Origin of the sequence: Parabacteroides sp. AF17-3 (assembly GCF_003635445.1) — a bacterium.
Classification (GTDB): Bacteria; Bacteroidota; Bacteroidia; order Bacteroidales; family Tannerellaceae; genus Parabacteroides; species Parabacteroides goldsteinii.
This window is the reverse complement of sequence record NZ_QTMM01000020.1, coordinates 21,379-40,064: the sequence shown is the minus strand read 5'-3', so window position 1 is coordinate 40,064 and position 18,686 is coordinate 21,379. Positions and strand designations below refer to the sequence as shown.

Genomic DNA, 18,686 nt, shown 5'->3' with positions numbered 1-18,686 from the left:
AAGAGAGAATAAGCCCTATACTACTAATATAACTAGTATAAGGCCTATCTGTTTTTATAATTAATCAATTTTTACCATAAAGGATTCTGAACCAGAAGCCGGCTTTTTTGTATTTCATCCTGTGGTATCGGATAAAGGTACATGGCACGTCTCCAGGCACGGTTTTCAAGAACGATGCGGGTAAAGAAAGAATTGTTGGCTCCGATCGGCTGATCTTTATATCCATTCATGTTCATTGAATGAATAATACTTTGGTCGGCATCTTCACCATCTCCGCAAATCATCCAACGCCGGATATCGAAATAATGTTGCCCTTCCATAAATAATTCAACAGTACGTTCACGTTGGATCATTTTCCGTTGCAGTTCTTGATTCCCGATAATATTCTTTTTACCGAAAGCGGAAAGCTCTTTGTAACCGGGAATACCGGCACGTTGTCTTACCAAATCCAGATATTTGATAATATTGGGGTCGTTTGGATCAATTTCGTTACAAACCTCTGCGTAGTACAGATAAAAGTCAGCTAAACGGAAAAGAATGGAAGGACGGGCCCACGCTTTTAAATAGTTTCCGGTAAACAAAATCTTACGGTTCTTAAATTTGGTAGGCAGATAACCGGTACGAGGATTGTCGGCAGAAGAATTGTCGCAACCTTCTCCTTTGGCAAATCCGAGCGTGTAATCCGGTCTTCCTACCGGTTGAATATGCCAACTTTTACCTTCATATCCTATGCTTGCATAGAAACGGGGTTCACGGTTTGCATACATATTGAATACGTTAGTATCTATTCGCTTGTTTTCGTTACACGGATTGACTACATCGGTAAATCCATCCTCTTTATATAAACTGCCCGGATCATCAATTGTCAACCCGTCTTTAACAAAAAAAGCATCCACTAAATTTTGAGTAACTCCAAGATATCCCCATCCTGTGTAGCAGTCTCTGGGATTGGTATTTTTTTCCATAGTATCCCCATTCCAAATATTATCTCCTGTAGCCCATAATATTTCGTCATTGTAGTTCTGGAATAGTTGATAAACCGATTCGTCCGGGTTGATGGTTCCATCTGTATTATATACGGTAAACAAAGTGTGTTTGTTTTGTTCCGCGTTGTTCAACAGATCTTCTAAATGCTTTTTGGCTGTTACCCATTTATTCGCATCGTAAGAAGCAAATAGCTTTTTACCATCTGTATTAGCCACATCCAAAGATTCTTTGTAACCGCCATTGAATAGCGGTGAAGCTGCATATACCCAAAGTTTCGCTCTCAGAGCTTTAGCAGTTGTCACAGTCGGGCGTACAATTTCATTCAAATTATACCGGTCATTACCTGTTGCACTCTGATCTTGTATGATTGTTTCCGGCAGATTTCCAGATTCAATAACCTCTTTTAATAAGTTATCAATGTATACAATGACTTCATCTATGGAAGATCTGGCATAATCTAAACCTTTATCTTCCGGATTAGCCAATTCATCTAAAATGGGAACCGGACCATACAACTCAAAGAGTGAGAAATAACTGTAGGCAATAAGGAATTTAGCTTCAGCCTTCATCCTTTTAACATCTGCTTCTGTTAACTGATATTGGTCGTTAATACTTCCTTTTGGGGTTACTCTTTCCAAAAAGATATGTGCGTCACGAATATATTGATACAGGTCGGTCCAACGGTGGAATGGGGCATTGGCTGATGTAAAACCGGATATCATTTCACTTAGACCGGCTCCACTTAAGGTCGTTTCTCCGCACATAGATACCCAAACACCTGAAAAACCGTCATATTGATTTTTCCCAATACTGGAATATTCCGAAATGCAGTTGAATAAGTTTCCATGCCAACGGCGCATATAATTGGGGTTATTAAAGACTTCGTCTAATGTCAGGTTCTCTGCTACTTCATCCGACACATCCAAATAATCACTACATCCGGCAAAGGATAAGGTAAAAAAACATGCAGAAGCAATGGTTGCTATTTTATGTAAGAATTTCATATTTGTTATTTTTAAAATGTGACTTCTAATCCAAGAGAATATGTGCTGCAAATAGGATATTTGGCACCGGAATTTGCACTACCCAATTCCGGATCCCAGAACTTTATATGATCCCAAACCGCAACATTGTTCCCTTGTAAATAAACTCTTAGATTTTTCATACGAAGTTGTTTTAATACTTTATCATTGAATTGATAACCAATTTCGATGTTTTTTAATCGAAGGAATCCTGCATTGCGATACCACCAAGTGCTTGCCATCTCATTATGGCTAAATGAATTAGTGTGTAAGCGTGGGAAAGTTACATTTTGATTATTAGGATTAGTAGGTATCCATCGATCTGTAATTTCTGTACGAGCTGAACCATTGTCAATACCATGTGTAAAAGGAATCATTGCATAACCGTTCGCTAACATATTTGCAGATGTATGTGCTGTCCCCTGGAAAAATACGCCAACGAAGAATCCTTTCCATTCTGCATTTAATCCGAATCCATAGACAATTTCCGGCGTCGGTTGATAGTATTTATGATCGTAAGTACGGTCATAAGAGTCGATGACACCATCATTATTCAAGTCTTTATACTTGATATCACCAGGGGCAACATTAGCCGCGGGGGTGGGTAGACCGTCTTTCAATTTATAAGTCTGACCGCCATATTCGTTTGTTGTAATATTGAAATCATCCGGAGTATAAAGTCCTTCCGCAATATACAGTAATGGTTTGTCGATGGAGTTTCCTGTATATGTCTGATAACCGTATTTCTGAGGGATTTCGTCGCGTTCAAGAATCTTATTTTTGGCATAAGTTAAGTTGCCTCGTGCGGAGAGATCTACATTTCCTATTTTCTGTTTTAATATAAGATTAGCATCGACCCCCTGGTTTCTGACGACCCCGAAGTTTTGGTACGGTTTTACCCGGAGACCGGAAACGCCTGAAACGGTTTCTCTTTGCAATAAAATGTCGCTACGACGGTTATAGAAATAATCGGCACTGAAGTCGACACGTCCTCTGAATAATCCCAAATCAATACCTGTATTCAGCTTTTTTTCAATTTCCCATGACAGATTAGGCATGGCAAAACTACCTTCTGCAATACCACCTCCCGGAGAATTACTTGTACCGCCATTAGCTCCTGGTGTTAGTCCGAAGCTATAACTGTTAAGACCTGTATTAATGTTCTCTCTATATGGAAAACGTGTGTTCTCACCAATATTATCATTGCCGGTTATACCATAAGAAACTCTCAGCTTCAGTTTGCTAATGTAATCTTCTGCTCCTCTCATGAACTTTTCATGGCTAATAAACCAAGCTGCACCAACGGCAGGAAAGGTTCCCCATCTATGGCCTTGCGCAAAGTTTTCACTACCGGTCATACCCATACTGGCTTCCAGCATATACCGGTCGTCGTATCCGTAAGTTGCACGGGCAACCACACTTTGTTTGCGATACGGTAAGAGCTGTAAACCATTATCTCTATTCTGATATTGCGTTTCTTTTTGCATATACAATACCATACCGGTTACATCGTGTACTTTATTGAAGGAACGTTGATAATTCAAAGAGGCTTCCAAATAGATTTTTTTCGTTCCATCACGACCGGATATGGCGGGATTACTTAAAGCAGAACTTTCTTTGATTGCTTTTTTATCAAGGCTTCCATCTTCATTTCTCCCTAACGCATAAAAGGTTTGCGGTGTTTTCCATCTCTTCATGGTTGAGTAGAAGTCGGCATCAAAGCTGACAGATCCCTTTACTGACAAACCTTCCGTGATGAATTTCAGATCTTGCTTTAATGTTACTTTGGTTTGCAGGAATGCACTCCATGTTTTGCTGTATCCGCTATTGTTAAGCATGTTGTATGGTTGATATTCTACACCGTATCCCGGAGCACCATGATCCGAGGCGGTTCCGTCTGAATAATACATCGGGATGACATGTACAGGAAAGTGGCTGATGTAATTGAAGATTTCATCTGAAGTATATCCCGGTTGATTTTTCTTCAAATACTGTCCGCTCATATCTACTGACAATTGAGTTGTCTTTGTCAGATCCATATCAACATTGGAGCGCAGATTGAAGCGTTGCAATCCGATATTGGCATTGTAATCCTCTTTCGGAGTAGAATTAAAGATTCCGTCTTCAGAATAGTAAGCTCCGGAAGCAAAAAAGCGTACTTTTTCAGAACCGCCTCTAAAGTTTACCGTATACCTCTGGCTTTGTGTATGATCTTGGAGCAAGTCATACCAGTTTACAGATGGATACAAGTCCCGATCTATTCCGGTCCTGTATTTTTCGAGCATTTCTTCGGTGTATTGCGGATTGAAATATTCTTTGTTCGGATTGCCTTGGTCATTCCACAATGCTTCATTATATAATGACAGGTAATCATAAGAATTTAAAGTCTCAGGCATGCGTGTCGGAGTGACAATACTGTATTGTGCGCTGAAATTGACAGATGTCTTTTGGGCTTTACCGCGTTTGGAAGTAATCAATACAACACCATTCGCACCTTCTGCACCATAAACGGCAGTAGCAGCAGCATCCTTTAATACGGTGAAACTTTCGATTTCATCTACATCGATATCGTCCATACTTCTGGGAACACCGTCTACTAATACTAGAGCAGATGTACCGCCGGCATATGAACTTTGTCCGCGAATATAGAATGCAGCAGCATCGTTACCCGGCTCACCGCTTCTCTGTACGGCAATTACACCGGCAATTTGTCCGGCCAACGTGTTGCGCAGGTTACGCTGTTTTACATTTAACTCAGCCGGTCCGATCGTGTTCAATGAAGATACAACGCTCTCTTTTTTCTGCTGGCCGTAACCGATTACGACAACGTCTTCCAGACCTACGGAGGCTTCCATCATGCGAATGTTGATGTTAGCTTCGCCTTTGTAGGTTTTTTCTTCCGTATTAAATCCGATATATCGGAACTCAATGACGTCGCCTTCGTTGACGTCATTGAGTATATATTTACCGTCCATATCTGTTGTAACACCATGGGTGGTACCTTTGATAGTAACTGTTGCCCCGATAACCGGATTACCATCACTATCAGTCAATAAACCGGTAACGGTTTTTTTTTGCTGGTTGGTACTCAAAACCTCTGCATTTTCTTTTGTCTGTGATTTTTTGACAATGATCTGCCGACCTTTTATGGAATAGGTGTCGTTTGTTCCGGCAAAGATTTCATGAAGAATTGTCTGAACCGGTTGATCGTTCAGGTCTATGGATACTTTTCTATCCAGGTCGATTTTAGTACCTTGGTAGATAAAAATGAATTCACTGTTTTTTTCGATATAGGAGAATACATCCCGTACCGTTTTGTTGTTCATTTTTACAGTTAAATAAACTTGTGCCGAATAATTTTCGGTTAAATTGGCTGTAGCCTCTGCTGCAATGCATAATAAACAGCCACTTAAACAGATACTTTTTAGATAATTAAATCTTTTAGATTTGATACTCTTTTGTTTTTTCATACATTTGTGTGTATTTTTTAGTAACGAACTAGATTAATACTTTCCTGAGCCAGGCAATATGACGGTATTGTCTGGCTTTTTCAGTATCATATACTTTTCTCTCTTGAGGGGGAGATGTGGAATTTCCCTTTTCATTTTGTGTGTTTATTTCATAAGCAAATATATTTTAGGTTAAACAATCATTTATTGAAAGATCCGGATACTCCCGTCCGGCTCGGTTTTATATTTAATATCCAGTAACTCTGTAAGAATATCTAATGAGTTATTTATACCACTCTTTAAGTCCAGCTTTCCTGAAACCGGATATGAGGCTATGGATGGATCACATTCGATATGAACACCATAATAGCGTGATAGGCGTGTAAATACATCTCCGACGCGATGCTCTGCAAACAGCATGATGTAATCTTTCCATGAAATGTATTCATTTACATCTACGATGCTGACTGTTGATTCTCCGTGGGTAATAGCGATTTTCTCATTGGGTTTGATCGTGGTTTTCTGATTGTTGTTATCCACTTCCACTTTACCTTCTACCAGTACGACGGATGCTATAGCGTCGTCTTTGTAGGCGGAGACATTAAACGTTGTGCCCAAAACTTTTACATCGAAATCCTTTGTCTTAACGAAGAATGGACGTTTGGGGTCCTTGGCTACTTCCAGGTAAACCTCTCCTTCTACAAGAATTTCTCTTTTGTTTTTATCGAAGTCGGAAGGATAAATAACATGACTTCCTGAATTGATATACATAGATGTTCCGTCTGAAAAGGTTATGGTGGCCCGTTTTCCTTTCGGGACGATAATGTGGTTGAGCTTTTCTTTGTGACGGACGGGGCTTTCTTTAGTAACATCTTCTTTGTTTACCTGTAGTGTCCCATTTTTTTTGTATTTCAGAGAAGCTTCGTTGGAGAGTTTCATCCGGTCGTTTTGGGTGATCAGGGTGATCTCTTTATCCTGATGAGGTATGCTATCGTTCAATAAAGATGTCGCCAGCATATCCCAGTCGTAGGAGTTTGGCGAATATAGAAAGTTGATTGATAAGGCTGCAATCAATAACGATGCGGCAGCAGAAGCAGCGTAAAGCCATAGTTTTCTCCGTTTGTGTTGTATCTGATAGCTGTTTTTCAGATCTTCCAGAGATTGTTCGATTCTTTGCAGGTCAACCTTTTCGGTTTCCTGTATATGATCGATCAATGCCTGTCCGGCCTTTTTGAAAGAAGTTTTCCGTATGTTGTTTTCTGCTTTGTTCATCCTTTTTTCGTTGTCTCTCTATTATAAGTACGGCGAAATTGGGAAAAGGTACTTGTAAGAAACCGAAAAAAGTTATTTTTTATTCAGAAAAAATATTTTACGTAATTGTACGAGTGACTGGGATAGTCTGTTTTTGCTGGATTGATAGTTGATATTCAATATGTCGGCAATTTCTTTGTGAGAGATACCTTTGATATAAAAAAGATATAATATTTCTTTTTGTTTGGCAGAAAGTTCCTGATAAGCCAACGACAGATTGCTTATATCTTCTTTAAGGGCAGATTCTTCTTCTGTTGTAGTGTGATATACTTCCGGTATTTCGTCAATGAAGATGAAATCATTGTGTTTTTCTTCTTTTTCAAGACTGTCCAGCAGATTGTTGCGGAAGGCTTTAAGTAAATATCCTTTTACAGAGGGTGTGTCTGATAAGTTTCGTGATTTAGACATCAGTTTTATAAACAAATTCTGAATGCAGTCTTGCACCAGATCCTGATTGGCAGAAAGTCTGCATCCGTAATTCAAAAGTAATGGATAGTATCGTCTGTATATCTGTTCAAGGGCATCTTTGTCCCCTTTCAGATAAAGTGACCATAGTATTTCGTCAGACTGATTTTCCATTAATGAGTATTTGAACTGTTTAAAACAATATGGATAAACTTAAGAAATCTCCTCCTATCTCGTCTGCAAATGTATGATATTTTTGTGGATAGGGTAATATTATTTCATTGTAAGTATTATATAAAACAAAAAAGCCTGTCTCGTATCAGGTATGAGACAGGCTGATTTTTAAATTGTATCAAGAATAGAGTATTCTATTTACCAGAGTGGATTTTGTATCAAGCTTGGTGATTTTTCGATTTCATTATGAGGAATCGGATACAGGTACATTGCTCTAACCCATTGATGTTTTCTTATCAGTTTCCGGTGATAGAAAGAATTCGGATCAGAAGGAGGCAAATTGTCGTAACCGTCTACATTCATTCCCCAGTATACAGTTTGGTCGGCTTCTTCTCCGGCATCGCAAATCATCCAACGACGAATGTCGAAATAACGTTGACCTTCAGAAAACAGTTCCACTTGGCGTTCTCTGCGGATAGCATAAGCCTGGGCTTCATAATCACCGATAATACCTGTTTTTTTACCTGTATTTTGTAGTTCTCTATATCCGGGAATACCAGCTCTTTCTCTAACCATATCCAAGTATTTAATAATATTCGGATCGTTCGGGTTGATTTCGTTACATACTTCTGCATAATAGAGATAAAAATCGGCTAAACGTAGTAGGATAGACGGACGAGCATGCTTTTTTAAATAGGAACCGGAGTTGTACATTTCTTGATTGTTGCGTTTATACAGTAGATAACCGGTATAGTGTTCGCGTCCGGCGATATACTGAGAGTTGTTCCCTTCTCTGGAAAAATTTACACTCCATCCTTCCGAAGGTTGAATATGCCAACTTTTGCCTTGGTAAGTTACGGCATGATAGAAACGGGGTTCGCGATTTACATACATGTTGAATATATGTTTATCTATCTGCGGTTTTTTGTAAGCGCAAGGATTTTCGATGTCGCTAAAACCTGTTTCGTCATGTTCCGGATCTTCGTTAATATCGAGTCCATTTTTAGTGAAGAATGCATCGACTGCCTGTTGAGAAACACCGATACCGCTAAATCCATCCATAATTGCTGTCGGACGGCAACGACGGTCTAAATGTTGTCCGTTGTTGACTTCACTCATATAGGATTGACTGGTAGCCCAAATGATCTCTTTATTATATTCTTGGAAAACACGATAAACCGATAAGCTAGGTTGTTCTTTTCCTTCTTTGTCGAATACACGGAAGAGTTCGTAATGATTATTTTCAGCAAACTTAAGGAATGTCTCCAGATGTTTTTTTGCAGTATCCCATTTTCCTGGATCTTTGGCTGAAAACAGATGTTTTCCGTCATTGTTTACTAAATCTAACGCTTCCGCATAACCACCGTTGAATAGTTTGCTGGCAGCATAGACCCATAGTTTAGCACGTAAAGCCAAAACAACCGCTTTAGTGGGACGAACCATTTCGTTCATGTTTTCTACTTCTTCTCCGGTAATCTCGTCTATTTTACGCAATGTTTCAGGTAGATTGTTTTCTTCCAGTACTTCTTGATATAAATTGTCAATATAAGTAACCATTTCATCCACAGAGCCCCTTGCATAGTCGAAAGAGGTAGTAGAAGGGTCCTCGATACCATCAATGATAGGAACGGGGCCATACAATTCAAATAGGGAAAAGTAAGAATAGGCAATAAAAAACTTAGCCTCTGTTTTCATTCTGTTGATATCTTCTTCAGTCAACTTTTCCTGATCGGTAGTAACTCCGATCGGTTTGGCATTTTCGATAAAGAGGTAAGCTTGCCGGATATATTGATATAAAGGAGCGAAACGGTGAAAGTTGGCGTTACTGGCATTAAAGCCATTAACCATTTCTGTTTTTATACTTCCATGGCAAATAGATGTTTCTCCACACAGAGTTGCCCAAGGATTTTTTAATCCGTTAGGTTCCCAAAAGTATTGTGAATATTCAGAGATACAATTAAAGATATTTGCATGCCATCTTTTCGTATATTTTACATTATCGAAAACTTGCTCAATCGTTAGATTGCTGGCTAGTTCATCGGAAACATCCAAGTAATCGCTGCAGGCAGAAAATGTTAAACAAGCTCCGGCTAGTATAGATATAATTGTCTTTTTCATTTTGTATATATTTTTAGTAATTAGAAACCAAACTCTACACCGAGAGTCCATGTCATATTAATCGGATATTTGATTCCAGATCCGGCTGATCCTAATTCCGGGTCCCACATGCCGATATGATCCCAAACGGCAATATTATTCCCTTGTACATAAATACGAGCATTTTGAATTGCCATTTTTCGTAGCATCTCTTTGTTAAAAGTATAGCCTAATTCTATATTTTTCAAACGCAAGAATGAAGCGTCACGATACCACCAGGTACTGTTGAGCTTATTATGGCTAAATTCTTCGGTATGTAATCGAGGAAATAATACATCTTGATTTTCCGGATTCCGGCTACTCCAATGATCGAAACCTTCTCGGCGTAATGATCCTAATTGACCGAAAGAAAATGGGACAAAATCACGTGAACCATTTAGGTTCATGGAGGCTTTTGCTACTCCTTGAAAGAATATACCGGCATAAAATCCTTTGTATTCTGCATTTAATCCGAATCCGTATACCAATTCAGGGTTTTCAGCGTAAAATTTATGATTATAAGTCTGGTCGTAACTATCGATTTTGCCGTCTCCGTTTAAGTCTAGGTATTTGATGTCACCTGGAGAAACAGCGGCGCTAGGTACAGGCAATCCTTCTTTCAGACTGTAACTTTTACTTCCGTTTTCCGGATTTTCTGTAATAATAAAATCATCTGCCGTATATAAACCATCTGCAATGTATAATAATGGGGTTTTTAAACTTTGTCCGGTATAACGCTGATATTCATAACGGGGAGAAACTTCGTCATATTCCATGATTTTATTTTTCGCGTATGTAAAATTTCCTCGAAAGGAGAGGTTTACATTATTGATGCTTTGTTTTACTACAATGTTTCCATCCAAACCTTTGTTTGTTACTTTTCCAAAGTTTTGCCAAGGACTTTGTCTGAATCCGGTAACGGCACTAACCGTTTTTCTTTGCATTAGAATATCTCGGCGATCATTTTTGAAGAAATCGACACTCATATCAATTCTTCCTCTCAGTAATCCTAAATCGAAACCTATATTTTTCTTTTCTTCTATTTCCCAAGAAAGAAAAGGGGCTGCAAATAAGTTTTCGATAATACCACTTCCCTGGCCGTTGGTTCCTCCTCCGTTGGCGCCAACATTGAATCCGAAATTATAACCACCTGCATCAGTTTTCAATGAACCACGATAAGGAAATCGTGTTCCTCCCACATTGTCGTTACCTGTGATACCATAGGATGCACGAATTTTTAGTTTGTTGATAATATCTTCTGTTCCTTTCATGAATTTCTCGTTACTAGCATACCAGGCAACTCCGACAGCGGGAAAAATACCATAACGGTGTCCTTCTGCAAAATTCTCGCTACCAGTAAGACCAAAGCTGCCTTCCAACATATAACGATTATCATAACCGTATGAACCACGGGCCACTATGCTCTGCTTTTTATAAGGTAAACCGCTACCCTGTGTTTGTCTTTCTTTTTGCATATACAGTAATAATCCGGAAACATCATGAACGTTATTGAATATACGTTTATAGTTTAATGAAGCTTCTAAATAAACCCGTTTTTCACCGCCCTTACTAGCTTCTGAGTGATCAGTCAGGTTAGGAGCACCTTCATTGATTTGGATATATTCTTTTTCTCCGGCATCATTGAGTTGCATCATATAACTGGTTGGTGTTTTAGTTCGTTTGGTTTTTGAGTTATAATCTGCATCAAAACTCCCGGATAGTTTGATGTTTAATCCTTCGGTAATAAAATCCAGTTTTTGGGTCAAAGTCAGTTTGGATTGTAAATTAGCATACCACCCATCTGTATAACCGGATTCGTTCAACATATTATAAGGATTCCCTGTACCTCCGTTGTAAAGTCTGTATTCCGAGAAAGTTCCATCTGAAAAGCGTAATGGAAACTGGTTAGGAGCATAATTAAATATATTATTAAATATTGTTTGTGTTTCAACCGCAGGATTATGTGAATCTGTATACTGTCCGCTAATATCTACAGCTAACAAAGTTGTTTTTGTCACATCTATATCAATGTTAGAACGTATATTATAGCGACTCAACCCTATGTTTGCATTATAATCTTCTGTTGATTGTGAGTTGAACATACCATCTTCATGATAGAAAGAACCGGAAACAAAATAACGAACTTTATCGCCACCACCACGCAAATTTAAAGAGACTCTTTGATTGAATGTTTGGTCTTTTAGTAGACTGAGAAAGTCTGCATTTGGATATAAATCGGGATCTTCGCCGGTTCGGTACATTTCTAAATCATGATCGGAATAAGGATTGATAAACCCGGAAGCCGGAGCTCCGGCAACTTCCCAAGCAGCTTCATTATAGAGTTGTGCAAATTCGTATGAATTAGCTAAATTAGGAAGACGGGTGGGTTTGGCAATCCCGAATTCAGCACGTACATCTAATGTTGGTTTTTGTGAAGAACCACGTTTGGAAGTAATTAAAACAACACCATTCGCACCTTCTGCTCCATATACGGCTGTAGCAGAAGCGTCTTTTAATACAGTGAATGATTCTATTTCATCAACAGTGATATCGTTCATGCTTCTGGGAACTCCATCGACTAAAACTAGCGGAGAGGTTCCTCCTGCAAACGAACTGATACCACGAATCCAGAATTCGGAATTGTCTTTACCTGGTTCTCCAGTACGTTGTACAGCCAATACTCCGGCTATTTGTCCGGCAATATTATTTGAAAGACTTCGGGTTGGCATGGAAAGTTCTTTGGCAGAGATTGTGTTGATGGAAGAAACGACACTTTCTTTTTTTTGTTGTCCGTATCCGATAACCACAACGTCTTCCAGGCCTACAGAGCTTTCAACCATGCGAATGTTGATGCTCTCTTCCCCTTTGTATGTTTTTTCTTCCGTATTGTAACCGATATATCGGTATTCAATAACGTCACCTTCGTTGACGTTATTGAGAATATATCTACCGTCCACATCTGTGGTTACGCCGTGAGTTGTACCTTTAATGGCAATCGTAGCCCCGATAATAGGATTACCGTCAGCATCAGTCAGCAAACCGGTAACGCTATGTTTTTTTTGTTGTAGTTGTTCTGCTATTTCAAATGTCTCTGAATTTTTGGCTTTGGCGATAGAAATGTAATTATTCTCCTGTTTAAATACATAGCCATTGCCTAGAATAATTCGTAGAGCTTCTTGGATATCAGTTGTTTGTATGTTGGCACTGATTCTTTTTTGCGTTTGCACCTGGTCATTACAGTAAATGATCCGGACATTTGCTTGTTGAGATAATTTCTCGATTGCATTGCCCAATGTTTCATTATTGAATTTTAGTTTCAAAGAATAACTTTGTTCAAAAAAGGAGATTTCCGGAGTTGTCGTTTCAGCCAAAATAGGGCTTGAAGGGAACGTTAACATACCGATCAATAATGCCTTTATATATTTTTTAGATAATAAAAAAGGCATGGAATGATTCTTTTTCATAAATTTACAAATTGAATTTAAATACTTGATTTTAATTGAGTAATAAGTTTAAGGAGGAGATGACATGTGGAAGATGTTATCTCCTTTTTCTTTTTTGTTGCTAAGTGTCGTTCATGTCATAAAATGCTTTTAATGTGGATATTTTCGTTAATTCTCTCGATATAGATTTCTTCGGTATTATTGATAAACCGGATGATTTGATCCAAGGAGGCATCACGTCCGATTGTAAATGTGAAGCGTTTTTCTTTTAAAGAGGATGCTTCGTAAGTCGTTTGAAATTTGTACCAGTGTCCTATTTGAGTCAGGATATCTTCCAATGTCGTATTTTTGAATATATATTCGTTATTCGTCCATGAGGTGTAAATATTTGTGTCTACTACCTGTATGTCTATCTTATCGTTTTCTTTATTATATATATATTGCTCTGAGGGCTGAATGAGTTGAGTGCTACCGTTTTGTTCTATGCTAACGGAGCCTTCTATTAATGTTGTGCGCATAATTTTCTCTTCCGCATAGCTACTAACGTTGAATGTGGTACCGAGTACACGTATATCCAGTTGGTCGGTATGTACGATAAATGGCCTATCCTGATTTTTGGCTACTTGGAAATAAGCTTCTCCTTTTAGTTTGACTTCTCTGGTTTGTGTGTTAAACTCAGAAGGGAATATAAGCTCCGATTCTGCGTTCAATGTAACAATGGTACCGTCCGAAAGGGTTAATTGATAAGTTTTTCCATGCGGTATTAATAAGCGATTGGTCATCACTTCTTTTTGTAGAGAAAGCTTGCCTTGTTGTAAGTAAGAAAGTTTATTGTTTTTGTGATCATTCTGTATTTTGGCAGCCTTTTTCTCTATGGAAAACGACTTTTGACTAAGAGCGATATGTTCTTTATTATTAATTAATAAAGTAGGTTCGGATATTTCTTGTAAGGAAAGAATATCCGGAGTTTTGTTAGTAAATGTGATGTAAATTCCGACAGTCAATATTATGACGGCAACGGCTGCTGCATATTTGTATAGATGAAGCAATGAAACTCTTTTGGTATGAGAGCTCTTGTTTTCGATATTATAATAATGTACTAATAGGGCATTCCAGATTTTGCGCTCTTCCAGATACTCCCGGTAATTGTCACCGGAAGCCTCCGCCCAATCCATGATCAGTTTTTCTTCCTGGGGGGAAGTTTCGCCTCTGAAATATTTATGTAGTAATTCTTTTTCCATTCTTTCGTATTGACTTAGGTTCCCGTTTTGGGGCCTTTCATACTAATAACACCCCATTCCCGGATTACCCTAACGAAAAAAGAAAAAAAATTACATCTTTTCAGATCAGCACTGATCACAGATCGGTGAAAGCCTGCAAAATATATGTGTGTTTAACTTGGGAATCAATGTCTTATTTGAAATAACTATGTTCCTTGACTACGGCTCCTTTGTCATCGAAATAAACTTTCATTTCTTTTCCTTCGCGTGTCACCAGGATAACTTTGTATTTAACATAAGTGCTGTTATTCGACACGTAAACGGATTTTATCAGACAGTCTTGGTGGACATTGTTTACACCCTCCTGAAGTATCTGGGGGATATTCGTAACGTCTATTTCATAAAACTTATCCTGTTTTTCTACCTGTGTTTTGTCATTACTCAGTATGTTTTGTGCCTGGCTCTGTGACGTAAAAACGGCGCACATGGCAATCACTGCCATTAAAACAATCTTTTTCATATCTTTTTTGCCTTAAAATTGAAAACCTAAATTTATCTTTTGCTATATATAATCCAATATTCGTGCCAAAAAGGTAAATTGAACTATTCTTTCAGGTAACATGTTCTAAATGGGCAGGTTAATTTTTTTATTGATTAACCGGATTAAAAAGAAGTACATCCGTCAGGTGTGGAATTTCTCCATACTTGTGTGGATTTTTCTACAAGAAGAAGTACCTTCTGTAAGGAATCGAAGGAGAAACAAAAAAATTACTACCTTTGTCAGGTTGTGATAGAAATAAAAATATTGCATGATATATAATGTATAGAAAATCAAGATGAAACAAACGAGTATACTAATCACTATTCTCTCATTTTTTCTGTTAACGGCTTGTGTGACAAAGCAGGCTAATGAGACTGTTGTTACAGTCACGATTGAACCTCAGCGCTATTTTGCGGAAAAGATAGCAGGAGATAAATTCAAAATAAATTGTGTAGTTCCTGCCGGGCAAAGTCCTGAAACATACGATCCTACTCCCCAGCAAATGATACAGATCGGAAGAAGTATCGCTTACTTGCGTATCGGTCCTATCGGGTTTGAACAGGCCTGGATGGATAAGATACGTGAAAATAATCCGAAACTACAGGTGTTTGATACATCTGAAGGAATGAACCTGCTGACAGATACGGAAGATGACGACCATGCACATGAACATGGCACGCACGATCATGATGCCCATGCCGGAGAGGAGGCGCATCACCATCATCATGGCGGAGTCGATCCGCATATATGGAGTTCGATTGCCGGAGCTAAGGCTGTTGCCTGGAATACGTTGAATGCATTTATTGAACTCGATCCCGACAATACGGAGTATTTTTGGCAGAACTATAATAAACTGGTGGACGAGATCGATAAAACAAATACGGAGATAAAGCAACTGCTTGACCCGTTGACCGACCGTACATTTATTATCTACCATCCGGCACTGACTTATTTTGCCAACGAGTTCAATCTCACGCAACTTTGTATCGAGATGGACGGCAAAGAACCTTCGCCTGCACAACTGAAACGGTTGGTGGAAACAGCGCGTGCCAACAATGCCCGCGTCGTATTCATTCAACAGGAGTTCGATCAGAAGAATGCCGAACTGATTGCCAAAGAGACAGGCTGTAAACTGACTGTAATCAATCCGTTGGCTTATGACTGGACTAAAGGAATGATTCATATTGCAAAAGCACTGGCTGATGGACAAACTCATTGAAATAGATAAGATAACAGCCGCTTATGGGAATAAGACTGTTTTGAAAGATGTCTCCCTGACCGTATGGAAAGATGATTTTCTGGGCATAATCGGTCCTAACGGCGGTGGTAAAACAACACTGCTGAAGGTGATCCTGGGATTACTTCAGCCGGTATCCGGTGCGATACGTTTTTATCAGAATGGGGTTGAAGTTTCTTCTTTACGGATTGGTTATCTGCCTCAACTGAATAATATTGACCGTAAATTCCCTATTTCCGTATGGGAAGTGGTCGCTTCGGGACTAGCTGCTGAAAAGCCTCGTTTTCGTTCTTACACGGCTGTCCAGAAGGAGCGTATTGAGGTGGTGATCCGGCAGATGGGGCTCGAAGATTTGTACACCCGTTCGATCGGAGAGTTATCGGGAGGGCAGCTACAACGTGTTCTGTTAGGCCGTTCGATCGTTTCACGTCCGCAATTACTGATTCTTGATGAACCAAACTCGTATGTCGATAAACGGTTTGAGTCGCGTTTTTACCAGTTACTGGAGGATATCAATAAAGAGAGTGCCATTATTCTGGTCTCTCACGATATCGGAACGGTCCTGGCAATGGTGAAAAATATTGCCTGTGTGAACGAGACTTTGCATTATCACCCCGGTGTAGACGTTTCGGAAGAATGGTTGGGCGAGAAATATGCCTGCCCGATCGAGTTGATCGGACACGGGAATCTGCCGCACCGCGTATTGAAAACACACGAACATTAATATTCTTAATTTCACCATGTCACACACACTTTGCTTAATCTCATTACCGGAAGCCGGTATTATCGTAGGCATTGCCGTTATCCTGTTCGGATGCAAGGCCGTTACGCAAAATCCTTTTATCTCCAGAGGACAGAAGATTGTATGGATACTGATCATTATTGTTCTCAACTGGATTGGTCTGTTATGGTATTACTACACCTATTATATGAAGAATAAAGACTGAGTTATGAAGATATTGATTACAGGTGCAAGCGGATTTATCGGTGGTTTTCTGGTAAAGGAAGCGTTGCGCCGGGGATATGAAACCTGGGCGGGCGTACGTGCCACAAGCAGCCGTGAAAACCTACAGGATGAACGGATTCATTTTATTGATCTCAAATATAACAATCGGGAGGCATTGACTGATCAGTTGAAGGATTTTGTCCGTGAGCAGGGCGCCTGGGATTATGTTATCCATAATGCAGGTCTGACAAAGACGCTCGATAAGCAGAATTTCTTCCGTATCAATGCAGAGAATACACATAACTTCATAGAGGCATTAGCTGCTGCCGGCTGCAAACCGAAAAAGTTTCTGTTGATGAGTAGCCTGAGCAGTTATGGGAGGGGAGACGAGGTGAATTTCCGTCCGATTCGCCTGGATGATCCGCAACAACCGGATACAGCCTATGGTAAAAGTAAGCTGGAAGCGGAGAGCTATGTGCGCAACCAATCTCATTTCCCTTATGTGATCCTGCGGCCGACGGGTGTGTATGGTCCCGGTGAAAAGGATTATTTTATGGAGATCAAAAGCGTAAAGTCGGGGTTTGACTTTGCGGTAGGATTCATTCCCCAGCGTATTACATTTATATATGTAAAGGATCTGGCGAGAGTGGCGTTCCTGGCGTTGGAAAATGAAACAATCCTTAACCGGCATTATTTTGTGGCAGACGGAGATGTGCATACCGACGAGTCATTTGCACGGATGATACAGGATATAGTAAAGAAAAGGCATGTGTTGCATGCCCGCATCCCGTTGGGATTGGTTTATGTAGCGTGCCATTGTTCCGAGTGGATAGGCAAGTTGTTGAATAAGAGTATGACACTGAACACCGATAAATATATCATCCTGAAGCAGCGTAACTGGATTTGCGATGTTACGCCACTTCAGGAAGAACTAGGTTTCACTCCTGAATACCCTTTGCGCAAAGGGCTGGAGGAAAGTATTGAGTGGTATTGTAAGGAAGGGTGGCTGTAGATCAGTCCACCTTTTTTATGCTACCTAAACCTGCCCTTTCCTCTTTAATGGAAGGGTCTCCTTTATATCTGATATTCCCGCTACCGGCTATCTCGGCATAGATATTATTCGTTGCATGAGTTTCCAGTAAACCACTGCCCGCTATCTCACACGATACGTCTGATAGTAAGAAATTCAGTGCATGTATTTTCCCGCTACCGGCAATTTCGAATGCTGCTCTCTCTCCCGTACCAGCCAGGTTGAATGTTCCGGAACCGGCTATTTCACCTTTAAACTCCTTCGCATACAAGGTAAGTGCATCTACGGTACCGCTACCGGCTATAGATACTTCCAGTTGGTTTACCGTAACAGTATCTTTCATGTGAAGCATGACGCTGCCTGCCAGGTTAAATTTGATCTTGTCGTTCGAAGACAGCTTGCTGTTTACATTGAATTTTTCTGCACCGGCCAGATCTACCTTCTTCAACTGCCTGGAATTGGAGGTAATGGTGAATTGGGTCGGACGGAGGCGGAGTGTTTTATTTTCTCGTTTAGGGCGGATGACAAGCTTATTATCATCCGTCTTGAAATCGAAAAGGTCATAAATGTTCTGATCGACCGTGACAGTCAGTGCAGGCGCCGATTCTTCCTGCGTGTAATTGAAAACGGCAGCTGATGCATCGACGCTAATCTGATCGTAGTCTGAAATGTCGATCGTATGTGTCGTTACATTTCCGTCTCCTTTTACAGCAGGGAAAAATATGCATCCTTGAGCAAGTAAAAGGATACTGCCCAATATTATAAATGATAATTTCTTACTCATC

At 39.7% G+C, this 18,686-nt stretch carries 13 protein-coding genes; 4 read left to right on the top strand and 9 right to left on the bottom strand.

All coding sequences use genetic code 11. The features are described from left to right. Positions 1-71 precede the first annotated feature (71 nt). The 8 genes from DWW91_RS23105 to DWW91_RS23070 form a co-directional block, all read right to left on the bottom strand. On the bottom strand, positions 72-1,991 hold the full coding sequence (locus DWW91_RS23105) for a RagB/SusD family nutrient uptake outer membrane protein (RefSeq protein WP_122329036.1): 1,920 nt from the start codon (positions 1,989-1,991) through the stop codon (positions 72-74). Between the two features lie 11 nt (positions 1,992-2,002). Next, positions 2,003-5,479 (bottom strand): TonB-dependent receptor, encoded by a 3,477-nt coding sequence (locus DWW91_RS23100; protein WP_122329035.1) that lies wholly within the window; start codon positions 5,477-5,479, stop codon positions 2,003-2,005. Positions 5,480-5,662: 183 nt separating this feature from the next. Beyond that, a complete protein-coding gene (locus DWW91_RS23095; protein ID WP_122329034.1) occupies positions 5,663-6,730 on the bottom strand; it encodes a FecR family protein in 1,068 nt (355 codons plus the stop codon). A 72-nt stretch (positions 6,731-6,802) separates the two neighbouring features. After that, positions 6,803-7,348 carry an RNA polymerase sigma factor gene (locus DWW91_RS23090; protein ID WP_122329033.1) on the bottom strand — a complete coding sequence of 182 codons (546 nt, stop codon included), beginning with the start codon at positions 7,346-7,348 and terminating at the stop codon, positions 6,803-6,805. Positions 7,349-7,546: 198 nt separating this feature from the next. Next, a complete protein-coding gene (locus tag DWW91_RS23085; RefSeq protein WP_007655810.1) occupies positions 7,547-9,466 on the bottom strand; it encodes a RagB/SusD family nutrient uptake outer membrane protein in 1,920 nt (639 codons plus the stop codon). A gap of 20 nt (positions 9,467-9,486) precedes the next feature. Beyond that, on the bottom strand, positions 9,487-12,948 hold the full coding sequence (locus DWW91_RS23080) for a SusC/RagA family TonB-linked outer membrane protein (RefSeq protein ID WP_122329032.1): 3,462 nt from the start codon (positions 12,946-12,948) through the stop codon (positions 9,487-9,489). A gap of 116 nt (positions 12,949-13,064) precedes the next feature. After that, positions 13,065-14,168 carry a FecR family protein gene (locus DWW91_RS23075; protein ID WP_122329031.1) on the bottom strand — a complete coding sequence of 368 codons (1,104 nt, stop codon included), beginning with the start codon at positions 14,166-14,168 and terminating at the stop codon, positions 13,065-13,067. A 172-nt stretch (positions 14,169-14,340) separates the two neighbouring features. After that, the gene (locus DWW91_RS23070; RefSeq protein WP_007655807.1) at positions 14,341-14,667 is read right to left on the bottom strand and encodes a hypothetical protein; all 327 of its coding nucleotides are present in this window, start codon (positions 14,665-14,667) and stop codon (positions 14,341-14,343) included. A 316-nt stretch (positions 14,668-14,983) separates the two neighbouring features. On the opposite strand from DWW91_RS23070, the gene DWW91_RS23065 reads away from it, so the two are divergent. From DWW91_RS23065 to DWW91_RS23050, 4 genes are read left to right on the top strand one after another with little or no spacing between them, the layout of a single operon-like run. Next, complete coding sequence (locus tag DWW91_RS23065; protein ID WP_122329030.1) at positions 14,984-15,907, top strand: metal ABC transporter solute-binding protein, Zn/Mn family; 924 nt, start codon at positions 14,984-14,986, stop codon at positions 15,905-15,907. After that, a complete protein-coding gene (locus DWW91_RS23060; RefSeq protein WP_007655805.1) occupies positions 15,891-16,649 on the top strand; it encodes a metal ABC transporter ATP-binding protein in 759 nt (252 codons plus the stop codon). The genes DWW91_RS23065 and DWW91_RS23060 overlap by 17 nt, the downstream gene beginning before the upstream one ends. Positions 16,650-16,665: 16 nt before the next feature. Further along, positions 16,666-16,872, top strand: coding sequence for a hypothetical protein (locus tag DWW91_RS23055; RefSeq protein ID WP_007655804.1), 207 nt, complete (start codon positions 16,666-16,668; stop codon positions 16,870-16,872). A gap of 3 nt (positions 16,873-16,875) precedes the next feature. Beyond that, positions 16,876-17,883: an NAD(P)-dependent oxidoreductase gene (locus DWW91_RS23050; protein ID WP_122329029.1), complete on the top strand. Its 1,008-nt coding sequence runs from the start codon at positions 16,876-16,878 to the stop codon at positions 17,881-17,883. Between the two features lies 1 nt (position 17,884). Here the strand turns inward: DWW91_RS23050 and DWW91_RS23045 are convergent, their stop codons facing one another. Continuing rightward, complete coding sequence (locus DWW91_RS23045) at positions 17,885-18,685, bottom strand: head GIN domain-containing protein (protein ID WP_122329028.1); 801 nt, start codon at positions 18,683-18,685, stop codon at positions 17,885-17,887. Position 18,686 lies beyond the last annotated feature (1 nt).